The organism is Lacipirellula limnantheis (assembly GCF_007746075.1).
In the GTDB taxonomy this organism is placed as follows: Bacteria; Planctomycetota; Planctomycetia; order Pirellulales; family Lacipirellulaceae; genus Lacipirellula; species Lacipirellula limnantheis.
Map to the genome: position 1 here is coordinate 5178224 of NZ_CP036339.1, position 16034 is coordinate 5194257.

Annotated in this window: 11 protein-coding genes; all 11 read right to left on the minus strand. The window is 61.9% G+C overall.

Annotated elements, in window-relative coordinates:
• Positions 1–19: 19 nt before the first annotated feature.
• Positions 20–991 carry an ABC transporter ATP-binding protein gene (locus tag I41_RS20155; RefSeq protein WP_145434720.1) on the minus strand — a complete coding sequence of 324 codons (972 nt, stop codon included), beginning with the start codon at positions 989–991 and terminating at the stop codon, positions 20–22.
• Positions 992–1115: 124 nt separating this feature from the next.
• Positions 1116–1586: a cytochrome C oxidase subunit IV family protein gene (locus I41_RS20160; protein ID WP_145434721.1), complete on the minus strand. Its 471-nt coding sequence runs from the start codon at positions 1584–1586 to the stop codon at positions 1116–1118.
• Between the two features lie 152 nt (positions 1587–1738).
• Complete coding sequence (locus I41_RS20165; protein WP_145434722.1) at positions 1739–2806, minus strand: cytochrome c oxidase subunit 3; 1068 nt, start codon at positions 2804–2806, stop codon at positions 1739–1741.
• 54 nt (positions 2807–2860) lie between these two features.
• Positions 2861–3811: a heme o synthase gene (gene cyoE, locus I41_RS20170; protein ID WP_168207046.1), complete on the minus strand. Its 951-nt coding sequence runs from the start codon at positions 3809–3811 to the stop codon at positions 2861–2863.
• On the minus strand, positions 3808–4836 hold the full coding sequence (locus tag I41_RS20175; RefSeq protein ID WP_145434724.1) for a COX15/CtaA family protein: 1029 nt from the start codon (positions 4834–4836) through the stop codon (positions 3808–3810). Before I41_RS20175 ends, cyoE begins: the two co-directional genes overlap by 4 nt.
• 128 nt (positions 4837–4964) lie before the next feature.
• Positions 4965–6770, minus strand: coding sequence for a cytochrome c oxidase subunit I (locus I41_RS20180; protein ID WP_145434725.1), 1806 nt, complete (start codon positions 6768–6770; stop codon positions 4965–4967).
• 95 nt (positions 6771–6865) lie between these two features.
• On the minus strand, positions 6866–7657 hold the full coding sequence (gene coxB / locus I41_RS20185; RefSeq protein WP_246133709.1) for a cytochrome c oxidase subunit II: 792 nt from the start codon (positions 7655–7657) through the stop codon (positions 6866–6868).
• 70 nt (positions 7658–7727) lie between these two features.
• Entirely contained in the window at positions 7728–9206 is a 1479-nt protein-coding gene (locus I41_RS20190; RefSeq protein WP_145434726.1) for a c-type cytochrome, read from the minus strand.
• An 18-nt stretch (positions 9207–9224) separates the two neighbouring features.
• The gene (locus I41_RS20195) at positions 9225–10130 is read right to left on the minus strand and encodes a cupredoxin domain-containing protein (protein ID WP_145434727.1); all 906 of its coding nucleotides are present in this window, start codon (positions 10128–10130) and stop codon (positions 9225–9227) included.
• Positions 10131–10210: 80 nt separating this feature from the next.
• Positions 10211–11005 carry a cupredoxin domain-containing protein gene (locus tag I41_RS20200; protein ID WP_145434728.1) on the minus strand — a complete coding sequence of 265 codons (795 nt, stop codon included), beginning with the start codon at positions 11003–11005 and terminating at the stop codon, positions 10211–10213.
• Positions 11006–11048: 43 nt separating this feature from the next.
• The gene (locus I41_RS20205; RefSeq protein WP_145434729.1) at positions 11049–15992 is read right to left on the minus strand and encodes a hypothetical protein; all 4944 of its coding nucleotides are present in this window, start codon (positions 15990–15992) and stop codon (positions 11049–11051) included.
• Positions 15993–16034: the final 42 nt, after the last annotated feature.

The window sequence follows — 16034 nt, forward strand, 5'->3', positions numbered from 1 at the left end:
AGACATTGACGACTCATCGTTACCGCTTTTTCCTCCGCGTCTTCTTGCCTTCGTCGTTCTCCTCCCCACTGGCGTCGCCGAAGAAGCGGTGGCCCGTGCGGGCGATGAAGACGTCTTCGAGCGTCGGTTTGCCGAGGGTGATCATTTGGACGTCGGCGGGGAACGCCTCGACGAGGCGAGCGATCCATTGATGGCCGTCGGCTTGCTCCAGGCGAAGGGCTCCGTCGATCACCTTGGATTCGCACTGGAAGCGCTCGCGGATGCCGGCCGCGAGTTCGGCGGGCCGTTCGGTCTTGATGGTGATCGCGTCGCCGCCAAGTTCGGCCCGAAGCGCGTCGGGGCGATCGAGGGCGACGAGCTTTCCCTGGTGCATGATCGCGATGCGGTCAGCCCGATCGGCTTCGTCGAGCAGGTGGGTCGTCAGGACGATGGTGGTTCCCTCACGCTCGCGTACCTGGCGGAGATACTTCCAGAGGTCGCTGCGAGCGCCGGGGTCGAGGCCGGTGCTCGGTTCGTCGAGCAGCAGCAACCGCGGGCGATGGAGCATGCTCTTGGCGAGTTCGACGCGACGCCGCATCCCGCCGGAGAGGGTTTCCACCAGATCGTGCGCGCGATCGGTCAGGCCGACGGCGCCAAGCAACTCGTCGCGGCGCGACTCCAGTTCGCGCGTCGAGAGGCCGTAGAGGCGACCCTGGTGGCGGAGATTTTCAGCGACGGTGAGCTTCTTATCTAGGCTGGGGGACTGGAAGACGACGCCGAGTTGGCGGCGGACGGCGGTCGTCTCGCGGCGCAGGTCGTGACCAAAGATCGCGATCTCGCCCTGCTGGAGCGGAATGAGCGTCGACAGCAGTCGGAAGAGAGTGGTTTTGCCGCTGCCGTTAGGACCAAGAAAGGCGAAGACTTCGCCCTCGGCAATTTCGAGCGAAAGGTCGCCCACGGCAAGGCGATCGCCGTAGCGGTAGGAAACGTGGCGGGCGGCGATGGCAGGCATGGGCAGGGAGTGGCATCGCCCGGCAAGGATCGCCGGACTGGATCGCCCGGCCATCCCGGCGGGCGCGGATGACCAAGCGCGGCGGAGGTCCGGCATGTGATCCGAGCCAGGATGGCTCGGCTATTTAGTGCTTCTCGCCAACGGGATGCTCGGCGGGACGGAGCGCCGTCCCCGGCTTGCCCGCGGCTTCGCGCTCGGGTTGCTGGGCGGAGTTAATCAGGCGTTCGCGGGAGGCGTAGTTCATGCGCCGGCCGACGTCGGGAACTAGCGCGAGCACCAGGAGCAGCGACATCATACTTGCCGGCACGGTGAGGACCCATTTCCAGTTGGCTTCCCACTTCAAATGCATGAAGAAGAGGATGACCAGCATCGCCTTCGTGCAAGAGACGGCCATCATCCAGGTTCGTTTGATGGCAACGTTGTCTCCAAACGGCCAGAACGGCGTGTAGGTCCAGTAGGAGCAGGCGGTGAGGAACACCAGCGCCAGCGCGACCATCACATAGGTCCGTATCGAGCCGCCGTGGCCATGCTCAACGCTATGGGGGTCGCTGGCATCGAACGATTGGTGTGCAGGGTCGTGCGACAAATTGGCCATGGGGGCTCCGTGGGGAACGCTGTCAGCGATCAGCGGTCAGCTTTCAGCAAGACATTCTGGCTGCAGGTTGAATCGGTTGAACGTTCGAACTCAGAATCGTTATACCCGCTTCTTCTCTGGCTGAGTGCTGACAGCTGATCGCTGACCGCTCCCTAAAACAGATACAACAACGGGAACAAGAAAATCCAAACCAGATCGACGAAGTGCCAGTAGAGGCCGACGTTCTCGATGACCCCGCTGTAGGCGGCATTGAGCGTTTTGGTGCAGAGCAGTCCGAACGCAATCAGGCCAACGATGACGTGGATGGCGTGGAAGCCGGTGACCAGGAAATAGGTGCTGGCCCAGGTGTTGCCGCCGGGAATCATGATCGGCAGCTGGAGCCACGGGTATTGATCGTTGAGTCCCACCAGATGCCCCGCGTCGGCATTCGAGGTTTCGGCGGAGGCGAGGGTCAGCACGGGCGTCGCGGCGGAGGCGGCCTTTTCAATTTCCTCTTCGAGCGGGTCTTGATCGTCCTCGATTTTCAGATGCTCGAGCTCGTCGTGCATGTTCCCGTCGTGCAGGGCATGGACGCTCGCCCGCGGATAGATGCGGTCGGCCAGGCGGAGGAGGGCGACGCGCCCATCGGGCGCTTCGGGCTTGTCGCGCAGTAGCTTTTCGGCGGCGTCGAGTTCGGCGGCGATCGAATCGAGGACTTGAATCTGGGCATCGTCCTCTTCGGTCCGATTCTCCTTGGCGGCGAGCGGATTTTTTAACTCCGCGACGCGCTGGCGGACCGCAGCGGCGTAATTGACGTTCGCACTTTCGTAGATCTGGCTATGGGGCAAGCCGGGGTAGATGCCGTGCGAGAATTTGGCTCGGTACTCGAACGCCTTGACGCCGAGGAAGATGCTGCCCAGAGCGAGCGTCAGGACGATCCAGCCCTTGGCGAGCGAAGCATTGTTCTGCTTGGCCGCTTCGAGGGCGAGCACGACCGTGATGCTGGAACCGATGAGGACGGCCGTATTGATGGCGCCCATCAATTCGACGAGGTGGACGTCGTGCGTGCTCGGCCATGCCGCGGCGCCGAAGCGGAGGACGATGTACGCGCCGATGAGGCCGGCGAAGAACATAATCTCCGTCGAGAGGAACAGCCAAAGGCACAGCTTGCCGTTAGGGATCGGCAGCGCGGGCTGGTACTCGAGCTTCGGCGGGTGGGCTGAGTGGGAATGATCGCTCATGGCTATGTGACGAGATTTATGATTTGGAAGTTATGATTTCTGATTTGGAAAGGCTTACACCGAAACCATCAAGAGCAGCGTCATCCAAGCGGGTAGATAAATCAGCGTAGCGCGTAAGAGCAGGCGGGCCGACGACTCGTCGCGAATGACGGCGAACCGGATGGCGAGCGCCAGTTGCACGCCGCCGAGCGCAATCGCCCACAGACTGTAGAGCGAAGGGCTGCCGCTAGTGGGGAGCATGGCGGGAATCATGCTGACGGGAATGAGCAGCAAGGCGCCGGTGATCGCCTGCACGCCGGCGCGAGCGCCTGTCGGGTCGACCACGGTAAGCATTTGATGGCCAGCCCGCGCATATTCGGCGCGGTAGAGCCAAGCGATCGCCATGAAGTGGGGGAATTGCCAGAGGAAGAGCACGCCGGCGAGCGTCCACGCGGTGAGGTCGAGCGGAGCGCCTGTGGCGGTCCAACCCATGAGGATCGGAATGGCGCCGGCGACGGCCCCGACGGCGGTGTTCGCCGAGGAGATTTGCTTGAGCGGCGTATAGATCACGACATAAGTGATCCAACTGGCGACGCCCAGGATCGCCGTGGTCCAGTTCACCTGCAGGCCAAGCCAGGCGACGCCAGCGGCGAGCGTGGCGACGCACAGCACGATCGCTTCGGCGCTCGACACGCGGCCCGCCGGCAGCGGGCGGTTCGCGGTGCGGCGCATGCGGAGATCGATGCGGCGCTCCAGCCACTGGTTGGCAATGCTCGCACTGCCGGCGACTAGGGCGGTGGCGGCGAGGGCCTGGATCACCACCGGTACGTTGAGCCCCTGCGGCGAAGCGAGCGCCGCGGCGGCGCCGGCGACGATCAGCTCCAACACGACGATGCGGGGCTTGGTGAGTTCAAGGTAGTCGCTAAAGCGGGAAGCGACGGCGGCGAGCAGGCCTAGCGCACCGACTGAGCGAGGATCGGCGGAGGCGGCTTCGGCGACGATGTGAGGCGGGTTTGGGCGGTTCATGCGAGGACCCCGGCGATGCGGACGCTGCTGGGGCGTGAGGCGGGATGGGGGAAACCTATTTGTCGGCCGACGCGCAGGGCGACAACCACGGCGAGGGCGACGATCAATGAGCCGACCGCGCCGTGGGCGGTGACGATCACGGCGCTGGCAAGGTCGTCGGCACGGTTGAAGTGGCCGGTCTCTCCGACGAAGCGGGCGGCCCATTGCGGGAAGCCATATTTCATCATCCAGGTTGAGACGCCGAGCAGCAACTGCAACCCGATGAGCAGGGCGAGCGACAAGGCCGGCGTGCGACAAACCCGGCCCCAAAAGCACTTATGGGCCAACAGCAAGACGTGGAACGTCACCGCAGCGGCGAGGAGCAGATGGAAATAGACCGCGATCTGGAAGATGCGCGGGGCGCCCTCGGTGAGCATCAGCGGGCTGTGGCGAACGACCGCGCCAACGACCAATTGGAGGTAGGCAAGCACCGCGGTGAGAATGGCGAGTCGAAGAAGCTTCGGCGTGGCCATTGATGTGGTTGCGCTCGGGGACGATTCATCGGCTGGCGTCGATTCAGCGAGCCAACGGCGCGAGGTTACGGGAATCATCCCCGCGGCCGCCGCAAAGAAGAGCGGGCCGGTGCAGCCGTGGATCAGGGCGAGCAGGCGCTCATCGAGGACGACGCGCATCCCGCCAAGGACGCCTTGGGCGATCACGCCGATCAACAAGGCCACGCCGTAACGGCGGACCCAGCGGCGCGGCTCGCCCAGGTAAAGCGAAACGACTAGCGCGATTGTCAGCATGCCGGCCAGCATGCCGAGGAGTCGATGGCCGTGCTCGATGAACTTGTCGCCGGTCGAACTAAGCCAGGGATAGATCGGCATGAACACGCCGTCGGACGTGAGCCAATCTTTGAAGGCCATTCCCGAGCCGGTCGCCGTGACGAAGCCCCCCCACCACACCAACGGGAACGTCGCGCACGCCAAGGCCCAAGCCCAACGATGGGGCCAGCGCGACGGCAGCGGTGTGGAGGCTGAAGGCATTTTCGAATGCAAGAAATGCAGATCTCACGCAAAGGCGCCAAGGCGCGAAGAAATGCAATTGGTGCTTTTTTTTCCTTTGCGCCTCTGCGCCTTTGCGTGAGACTTACCCATTATCAATTCAGCAAGAGTCAATGCTTCGCTGCCGGAACTTCGCGCCCCGTCGGCGGTTGGGTTTGCGGGTAGTAATCGACGTCGACCTCGGGCGAGCCATATTCGTACGGGCCGCGGTAGATCACCGGTTGGAAATCGAAGTTGCCGTGCCCTGGCGGGCTCGGCGCCTGCCATTCCAGGCCATTGGCGTGCCAGGGGTTTCGGCCGGCGCGGGGACCGAAAAATATGCTCCAGAAAAAGTTGATCACAAAGATGATCTGCACCCCGACGAGCAAGAATGCGCACCAGCTCATAAACTGGTTCAGCGGCATGAGGTCGCGAAACGTATCGTAGTGGTAAGGATCGGCCAGCCGGCGCGGGAAGCCCCGCATGCCGAGGATGTGCATCGGAAAGAAGACGCAGTTCATCAAGATGAACGTCAGCAGGAAGTGGATCTTGCCCCACTGATCGTTCATCATGCGGCCGAACATCTTGGGGAACCAGAAGTAAATCGCCCCGAGCACCGCCATGGCCGTGCCGGTGAACAACACATAGTGGAAGTGGGCGACGATGTAGTACGTGTCGTGAATGAAGATATCGACCGGCGTGGCCGCCATGAAGATGCCGGAGAGACCGCCGATGATAAACATCGAGACGAACGCGATGGAGAAAAGCATCGGCGTCGTGAACTGGATCTTGCCGCCCCACATGGTGCCAAGCCAGTTGAACGTTTTGATCGCACTCGGCAGCGCGATCATCATGGTCGACACCATGAACGTCAGGCCAAGCGCAGGATTCATGCCCGAGACGAACATGTGATGGCCCCACACGATGAAGCCGAGACCCGCGATGCCGCCAATCGAGTAAACCATCGGCTTGTAGCCGAACAACGGCTTGCGACTAAAACAGCTGAGGATGTCGGAAACCATGCCCATCGCCGGCAGGATCATGATGTAAACGGCCGGGTGGCTGTAGAACCAGAACAAGTGCTGCCAGAGGAGGGGCTGCCCGCCGCCGGCCTGCGCCAAGGCGTTGTTGGCCGTGGCTCCATCGGAGAGGAAAAATCCGGTGCCGAGCAACCGGTCGGTCACTTGCATGAAGCCCGCGGCGGTGAGTACCGGCAACGCGAAGGCCTGCAGCGTGGCGGTGATGAACATGCCCCAGATCGTCATTGGCAGACGGAACATCGTCATGCCCGGGGCGCGCATCTGGATGATGGTGGTCATGTAGTTGACCGAGCCCATCATCGACGAAACGCCGACAAACGTAACGCCGATTAGCCAGAGCGTCTGTCCCGTGCCGCTGCCCGGAGCCGCCGTGAATAGCGCAGATAACGGCGGATAGGAGGTCCAGCCCGATTGGGCGGCGCCTCCTTCCACGAAGAAGCTCGCTCCGATGACAATGAACGCCGGCCACATGAACCAGTAGCTCAGCATGTTGAGCGTCGGGAACGCCATGTCGTCGGCGCCGATCATCAACGGAATCAGAAAGTTGCCGAAGGCGCCCGCGAGGACGGGAATAATGACGAAGAAAATCATCACCGTCGCATGCATGGTGACGAGCATCGTGTACGTCTCAGGCGGGATTTGCCCCCCTTCGGCGTGGCCGACCAAGTTGCCGAGAATCGGCATTGGGCTCCACGGCCAGGCGAGCTGCCAGCGAACGCCGAGCGCGAGCATGCCGCCGACGACAAACCAGATCAGCGTGCTGAACAGAAACTGCAGGCCGATGATCTTGTGATCGAGCGAGAAAACGTACGTCTTCAAGAAGCTGGGGGCGTGCCCATGTCCGTGGGCGGCGTGGCCGGCGGCTTCGTGATGGTGGTCGTAGGGAACGGTGCTCATTTAATTTGTCCGTAGTCAGTTGTCCTTGGTCAGTTGCGGTTGCCGGTCAGCTGCTGTTGCAACGGACAACGGACCACTGCCCACGGACGAAACATCTACTTTGCTTCCGCGACTCGCATCGTGTTCTGTTCTTGCCGTAATTCTTCCAACTTCGCCGCGAACTGCTCGGGCTTCAGCAGGTGAATGCGGCCCTTCATCTTGTAGTGGCCCCAACCGCAGAGTTCGGCGCAGACGATGTCAAAGCTCCCCCCATCGGTCGCGCGGAACCACATCTTCTGATCCATGCCGGGGATCACGTCTTGTTTCAGACGCAAGTTCGGCAGAAAGAAGCTGTGGAGCACGTCGGCACTGGTGATCTTCAGCAGCACCTCCTCGCCGTAGGGGAGGTACAGGTTGCCGTCGGTGCGGACGATATCGTCCGGCGTGTAGAGGACGTTGTCGGGACCGGGATAACGGAAGTCCCAGTTGAATTGCCGCCCGGTCACTTCGCAGGTGAACGGAATTTCCGGCGGTCGCATCTTCGCCGCCGCCCAAGCGTCCATCTGATAAATCGCGATGAACAGCAGCGTCACCGCCGGCAAGATCGTCCAGACGACTTCGAGCGAGTGACTGCCATGCGAGAACTCGACCGGCTTGGAGTTGTGCTTCGCGTCGTACTTCCAGGCGAAGTAGAAAAGCACGACCTCGGTAACGATAAAAACGATGCCGGTGAGGTAGAGAATAAAGAAGAAGAGCTGATCGATCGTGCGACCATGCTCCGAAACGTCGCGCGGCAGCCAGATGTTGTAATGGTCGGCTAAGACGAACGTGGCGACGCCCATCACCGGCACGGCGAGGAAAAGGAGCGCCCAGAAGCTAGGCATCCAGCGTAGGAACCGCTTAATCATGATTGATTGTGGCCCGAGCGGCCGGCCGTCTGTTGGTTGAGCTGGCGTTGAAGTTCGACGGGTGATTTCGTTAGTTCGCGATCTGATCGCTGTTCCACGGCAGCGCCGGCTGCGGATTGCTCGCTGGCTCGTAAGGGAGATTCAGCACGTAATCGACGACGTTCCAAATCTCCTCGTCGCTAAGCGTGCCCTGCGCCCCCGGAGCCGCGGCGCCGACGCCCGGCATGGGCGTTCCCGCGATGCCTGCGCTGACGCGGCAATAGAGATCTAATCGCCGGCGACCGCCGCGATAGACGCCCTTGCGCAGGTTGCGAGGAATGGCGTTGCGAATCGGATAGAAGCTGTGCGCCACCGGCTGTCTCAGGGCAAGAGTCGCTTCGTCGGCCGCCAGCTTCGCTTCTTCTTCGTCGGTTTCCTTACCCTCGCGACCGAGTCGAGCGATTTCCTTTTGCTGACTGACGATCGATTCCTGCAACTGCGCGGTCGCGTCTTGGAACGCCTTCTGCTCTTTGGACCAGATGTCGTAATCGTTCTGTTGACCGTCGCCCAATCCGGTCGGACCATGGCAAGTAAAGCAATTCGCCTTCGTGCCGTAGAACAGTTCGCGGCCCTTGGCGACCGACTCGCCGATTTCTTCGGGCGTGCGATTGTCTTCGGGAATGCCATCTTCAGCCGGCACAATGACCTGATCGCTCGCTTCCTGCCAGGGCGCCATTACTTCGGTCAGGATTTCCTTAACCACTTCGCCTTGTTCGGGATTGGTCGCCGGATCGAAGGGGGGACGCTCCATGACCGGATTGCCGTCTTCATCGAGCACGGGGTTGCCGTTCTCGTCTTCCTTTTCGGCTTCGCCAAGTTCGTCGTAGACGTACTGCGCGAGCTTCGTTTCCATCTCTCCGCGGATCGAGAGATACTTCACATACTCCAGCAGCGCATCGACTTCCGATTCCGTAAGCAGCGAGAACGACGGCATCGACGTGCCGGGGACGCCGTTGTTCAGCACGCGGCGGAGGTCGGCGTCGGTCGGCTTCGCGGGGTTGAACGTGGTCTTGAACTTGAACACGCCCTGCCGATAATCGCGCGGGTAGGGATTCAAAAAGCGAGCTGTCGGGCCGCGGCCGTCGCCATTGATCCCGTGGCAATGAACGCAGTGCTTACGGTAGAGACCTCGGTCGACGCCTTGCTTGTCGCTCCAGGCGGCGCCGGCCGCAAGCGTAAGGCGCTGCTGGTTCAGCCCCGATTCAGGCAGCGCGTACGGCGCATCGGGCGTGCCGAACATCGCTGCCAGGACGTTGGCCACTTCTTGCTGATACTCGGGGCTGATTTCGTTGGAAACCATCACCACGGGGTTCAGGTGAAAGCGCGGGGCCGGCGCCTGTTCGCAGCCGACAAGCGCGACCAGCGCGGTCGCGGCGGTGAACAGCACGGAGTATCGGGAAGTCAGCTTCATTGCACGATCGGGGATCGTTGAGTTGTTTTGATGGCGTTGGATGTACTGCGTGGCTTCGGCCACCACGGCGATCAATCGCCCAGCCGCACGACGCCGCATGCGTCGCGCTGCCCTCGGCTAACCGCCGAACGCCGAAGCGGGGACGACGATCGGCAGGTCGCGCGTTTCATTTTCTTCGAGCGTCACGATAAACCGGCCCTTATTCGACCAGTTGAGTTCTTTCGTTTCGGGAGTGTCGACGAACAAGGCGCCGTTGCCGCCGGCGGCGTGCTCGTGCCAGACTTGAATCTCAAGCTTCTCGCCCGCGGGGAGGTTCGGGATCTCGAACGAGCCATCGGGGCCCGTCACGGCGAAGTAGGCATTCTCGCGCGGCAACATGTACGAGAGCATCCAGGGATGGATGCTGCAGCGCACGGGGACGGGAAGCGACTCCTCCTTCTTCGCGACGAACGGCGTCGAGGCGCCGCTGGCAATCGTCTGATTAAAGCCGTTCTGTCCCGAGATATTCGTGTTGTGGCCCACGTTGTCGCTGTTCTTGATGTCGATCGGCTGGCCGGTGGTGACCCCCAATAGATGCGTCAGGAACACGCATTCCTTCTGATCAAGCAGCGCCGTGTCGGTGCGCGGGCCGGAACCTTCATGGACGCGTGAGACCTTGCGGGCGAAGACTGCAATATTGGCAATCCCCTTGTTGCCCGAGTCGACGAGCAGGAACTGCTGCAGCGGCGCTTGGCCGCCTGGAGCGCAGGTCGCCTGATCCTTGTTCACGGCATAGGGCGGCATCGTCGGCGGCGTGCCATCGAAGGTAAATTTCCCCTTCAGCGTGGCCCAGCCGGTGCCGGTGGCCGCAGCGTCGCCTCCCGCCGCGGCCCCTTCGCCAACGAGGACCGTGCGAATCTTTTCGGCAGCCGTCAGATTGGCAACGATGGGGTCTTCGCTCGAACGGGAACAACCGGCAACGCTGATCGCCGCCAAAGCGAGTCCCCAGGTACGGAAAGAGCGATGAGCGAAGATGCGATTCATGGCGGCGTTGGACTGGGGCGCGAGCCCCGGCCAAGACTGGCCGGGGCTACTCGCCGTGGTACGTAGTGAACGCGACTGAACTACTTGCCGAGCAGCGCCGGCGTGATCTCGATGACGCCGAGATCAACGGTCTTGCCAGCGGGAACATCGATCGCCAACTGTCCTTTGCGATCGGCCTTGTCTTTGCCGACCTTCAGATCCTTGAGGTTCCCCTTGGCCTCGTGCCAGAAAGCGAAATCGTGCTTTCCGGCCGGGACATTCTTGATTTCAAACGTGCCATCCGCCGCCGAGACCGCCATGTAAGGGTTGTCCCGAATCAGGACGTAGGCGTTCATCCAGGGATGGACGTTGCAGGCGACCTTCGAGGGGTAGCTCTCGCTCTTGGTGAACTGCTTTAAGATCGGCGCGCCGTTAGTCACCTGCTCGTTGAACTTTGGGTTGGCGAACAGCATCGAGGCATTCGTGTTGTGGCCGATCCCCTCGTCCGAATTGCGGATTTCAAACTTGTCGGCCGTCCAAACGGTCATCGCGTGCGGTTCAAACCGGCAGCCATGGTTATCCAAGACCAGCGGCTTGTCGGCAGGCTTGACGTCGGGATGAACTTCGAGCTTCTTGCCGCGTCCCGGATTCAGGTAGACGAAGACGTTGGCCAGCTCGCCGCCGTCGCCGACGACGACGGACTCGTCGACCAGTTCGTGCTTCGAGCAGTACTCGGTGTCTTTGTTGGGGACGATCTTCTCGGGCTTCACGTCTCCCTTGAAGACGAATTTGCCCTTCACCGTGCCCCATTCCGCCGCAGCGGCGGTCGAGCTGACCGCGACGGCGGCGCCCAGGGCAAACACGGTACACATGCGACGGAAAGCGTTGCTACTCATCGATCTACTCTCTTTCATTTCCAGGGCTACCAGACGGGGGCCCTCATGGCGTGGATTCGCCCGCTTCATCCGCGGCGGATGCACCGCCGGCAGGGGGCGTCGCTCCGCCGGCGGGCTGAGCCGCGGCGGCCCGCTCGACAAGCGAGCTCACCGACGTGTTGCGACGGGCGTAAGCGTCAAAATTCATCAGCAAGTCAACCAACCCGTTGAGTTGCTGGACGCTAGTTCCATGATACAGCTCTTGGGCGACGCCCCCCAGGTGGGGATCGTCCGGTCGGTAAGGGATATTCACCGGCATGCCGGTGTACGGCAGGATTCGCGCCGGATTGGCGATCCAATCCCGCGTAAAGTTCGGCCGCAGGCGGCTTTGGACGTCGGCCAGATTGGGGCCGAACGTATTCGGGTCGCCCTGCGGCGCAAAGTCGGCCACGGCGTGGCACTTCACGCAGTAGTTGCCGTTGGTGACGATATTCATCGCCTCGGCCAGCGGATCGCCGCCCTTGGCGTTGAGATTTGTCAGGTAATTGGCGCGCTGCTGCGGTTTGTATTCAAACGGGAACTGGGCCTCGCTCATCGCGGCGAAGTAGTTGACCAGCTTTTCCGCCTCTTCGCTCGACATATGGAAGTTCGGCATCCGCATGACTACGGCGGGCCGAATCATCGTCGGATCCATCAGGAATCCGTGAAGCCAATCAGTTTGCACCTTCTTTCCTTCGTCCATGAGCGGCGGCGGGAGCCAACCCCACGCTTCGCGCCCATTGACCTGCGGGTTCACTTCCTTCGCCCGGGCAATCACCTTCGGGAAGAGGTATCGAGCGAGATCGCCGCCCCAGGCTGGATAAGCGTTGCCGTTGGCAGGACCATACTTCGCACGATCAGCTGGGATGAGGAGCTCGTCGACGCCGCGGAGGCGCGGTTGGCCGTTGATTAGCTCATTTGCCCAGAGGCCGAAACGGTAGAAGACCGAAATCGCCTCGCCATCTTCCTGTTCGGCCTCCATCACTTCTTCGGCCGTGATCGGCTGGCGATCTTCGTCGACCCAGGTCGGCTGGCCTGTTTCCTCATCGAAGACCGGCTGGCCGGCAATGTTCGCTTGCAGCAGCCCGCGGGTGTCTTTCGCCAGCGACGCAGCGATCTGCTGATCGGTGAAGCCAGGATCAAGGAACGGATAGTCGACGACCTCCGACGCATCCTCAAACGTGTCGCTACCGTAGCCGAAAACCCACTGCTCCATCTTGAGCGTGTGGCAACCGCCGCAGTTGAATCGTTCCAAGACTTGGCGCCCGTCGACGATGGCCTGCTGCCGTGCGTCCGGATTGAACAGGAACTTCGTCGCCGGCGGCTCCTTCACCAGGCCCAGCACAAACGTAATCACCGCTTGCCGTTGCTGGTCGTTGAAGGGGAACTTAGGCATCCGCAGCCGTTCGTTGAAATTCTTATTGCGCGTCGTCTTGTAGTCGTAGCTGCGCGGGTAGCGCAGCTTCTGCCAAATGAAGCCGTCGCGGCCGTGACTGTTAAGCGATTGGACGAAGTAACTTTCGTCGGCGCTGAAATCAGCCGGATCGAGATGGCCATGGCTAGCGGCGTGAGCGGCGTCGTGGCCGTCGCCCTCCGCGGCGGCATGATCGCCCGCCGGGGTTTCGGCCGCATTGGCTGAGCCGTCGGCGTGCGGTAGCGCGTCGTGCGTCGGATTCTCGGGATTGATGCTGTGGGTTTCAAGGAATTTGTGAATGTTTTCAAACGCCAACTTCGACGTTTCCTTCCGGCCCCAGTCGGCCAGCGCCGTGCCGATCGGCTTGGCGTCCTCGAAACCGGGGATGTCGTGGCAACCGAAGCAGCCGTACTTGCCGATCGTGTTCCGCGCGACGAACTCCAGCTGACGCTCGACCCGGTTCTCGTCGGTCAGCCCGATGAGAACTCGCTCGTTCGTCTTCAGCTTGGCGCGTTGCGACTCGGCGAAGCCTTCGCCTTCAAGATACTGGCGAGCCCGACCCTTGGGGATCGCGTCGCTGGTGAGCCAAAGCTGGGCGAGGTCGGCGAGCGCGGACTTGTCCTCAACGGTCCAATCGTCAGACGCCGGCACGTCGGTCGGCTGCCAATCGGTCGGGACGCCCAAGAGGAACGCCGTGATGTCGGCCGCCGGATCGGTGACGACGCCGGTCGGTTGGTTCTGCGCGTTTTTCTCGACGATGGGGCCGATGTACAACTCAGGCATCACCGTACGGGCGTGATACCGATTTGGCTGCTTCACCCACGAATAGAGCCAGCGGCGCCCCTTCTCGGTGTTGAGCTTGGCGCCGAGCCGCGACAGGTCGGGACCTTGGTTCGACGCGATGCCGGGGAACTCCTCGTGGGCGTGGCAGGCTAAGCAGCCGCGCGACTCAAACTGCCATTCGCCGCGCTCAGCCGATGCCTGCTCCGTGATGCCCTGCGCCGGCTCGAGATACTCAAAGTCGTCGCTCGCGTTGAGCAGGTACTCGGTGATGGCGCGGATTTCGATCGGCTCGAACCGCTGGCTTTCGGCCAGCTGCGAGGCATCCTCGGGATCGCTCAGGTGCTCGTGCAGACCGAAGAACTGCGGCATTTTCGTCGACGGACGGAAGTCGGCTGGCTTGCGAACCCAGCTGTATAGCCAGTCGTAGTCGACCTTCGACTTGATGTAACGGAGGCTCGGGCCGACCTTGCGGTACTCGCCGGGGATCTCGACGTCCTTAAGCAGCGTCGCCAGCCGCGACAATTCGGCCTGGGCTTGAGCCTCTTCCGGCGATTGATCGGCAGCCTCGGTAGGTTCTTCGCCCGGCGGGGTCGGCTTCGAGGCGAGAGCACCCAGCAACTGCAGCCTCAGCTCGTTGTTGCTCGGCTGAACGCGCAGCTGTTGAGCCATTTCACGCTGGCCGTCCGACAGCGCCTTGCTGTGCAGAATCGCGCCGGCGACTTCGGCGTAGTTAGGTTCCAGCCGCACGTCGGGACCGACGCTCGCCGTGGGGCTGTCCCAGCCGTTGATTTCGTGGCAGCCGAAGCAGCCGTATTCCTCGACCAGCGTCCAGCCTTCGACCACCTGCGGCGCCGGCGGATCGGGGAACTTTTGGCTTGGTTCGAGCTCGCCTTTGTTGTGATGGCACTTGAGGCAGTTGCTCTCGACGAAGCGGGCCGGCTTCATCGGGAAAATCCAGTGATGGTTGTCGAACCAACCGTACTCTTGGGCCCAGCGATTCTGCTCCTTGGCGTCGTTTGGCGTGTGAGAAGTCCAAGAGAATGACGTGCCGCTTCCCTGCCCATCGTGGCAAATCGTGCAGCCAACGTCCTTCATCGGATGCGGGCTAGTATCCGTCAGGTAGAGATCGAGCCGCGGGTGGCTCGTGTAGGGATGATCGAGCCCGCGGCGGAGGGCGACCGGGATCTTGGCGTTCCAGTCGACGAGCGTCAGCAAACGTTCGCTGGCCTCCGCCGGCGAGAAGACCCGCGAGCCCGCAATTTCCTGAATGACGTCGCCCGACTCGATGCCTGCTTTTGCGGCCGGCGTTTCGGGCAACACGTAGTGCACCGTCACGGCGGCGTCGTCGACAATCCCCGAGTCCGATAGTTCCATTCCGTAAACGTCGACCAACGTCGCCCCTGCGGCGGGTTGAGCTTCAGGCGTCGCAAGTTGAACGGTGACGTTCCGCAGTTCTTCGGGAAGCGTTGGGTACATCGGATCGCTCGCCGTCCCGGGGGCGGTCTTCGCGATGCCGCGATGGCAGGTGACGCAACGATCGAACCGGGCCACCTGCGAGAAGTTGTAGTTGATCGTAAGATCGGGAAGCCAGTTCTGCTCGACCTTCACGTTACCGCTGTAGAGGGCGTTGAGGATTGGCAGCCGCGTGACCCATTCACCCGCGTTCGAGGTGTTCTGCGCGACTTGCTCGTCAAGCCGCTTCAATTCGGTGTTCATCGTGTCGAGCTCTTTCGACGCGACCACCTTCTCGGCGTTGGCGGCGGAGACCACCTGCTCTAGGGCCATGCGGTATTCTTTGGCCGCGGCAATTGCGGCCGTCAGTTCTGCAACTTGCCGGTCGAGATCATTGACCTCGCCCTGCAGCTTCTCCACGGATCCTGGTTCGCCGCCCTGGCCAATCTTGATGCCGAGTTCGCTGACCTTGGCGGTCCGTTGACCGTTAAGCGACTTTTTCCTGGAGACGAGCGTGGTCTCGCGGAATTTTGCGGCGCGAATGAACTTGTTGAATTCGCCCAGCACGTTGCCGCGGGCGACGACGGCCGCGTCTTGTGCCGACCACAAGGCATCCTGAGCCGCCTTGATTTCGGCCTTGAGGGTCTGTTCCTGCTCGTCGAGCTCGGCAGCCGACTTCGCGGCTGCTTCGGCATTTTCCGGCGTCGGCGTTTCGGCCGCGCCCGCCTGCTTGGCCTGCACGATCGTTTCGAGTTCGGCCTTGAGCGTCGTCAGCTTTTCTTTGGCCTCGACGACCGCCGGGGTTTTCGAATCGAGATCAGCGACGGCGGCGTTCAGTTTGGCGAACTCGGGATCTTCGGCGAGCGCGACTTCACCCTCGGCGGCAACGAGCGTCACTTCGTAAGCGACTTTAGTAACTTCGCCGTCAGGACTTTCGGCTTCTTGGGAGTCGTCTTCCCCACCTGCCGCGGGAGCTGCTTCCTGTACCGTCGGCGAAGCGCTCTTCAATCGCTCGTTCTCTTGCCGAACCAACTCTTCAAACTGCAGTACGAGATCCGTGGGAACCGCCTGGCTGTCGTAGTCCCGCAGTTCGTCCTCATACGCGTTCATCAACTTGGCGTATTGCTGCGCGGCCGCGTCGCGACGCGACTGGATCATCCACGCGTCTTTCTTGCGATCCTTGAGCGTCCAATCCTTCCATTCGCGATTGTGGTCGCGGGCCATCAACATCACCGTGGCGATGGCCATCACGATGGCGCTGGCGCCAAAGATGACGTGCATCGTCCGTTGATTGCGCCAAGTTTGTTCCGAAGCGGGCATGGGAAAAAAGCTTTCAGCTATCAGCTTTCAGCGATCAGCCAG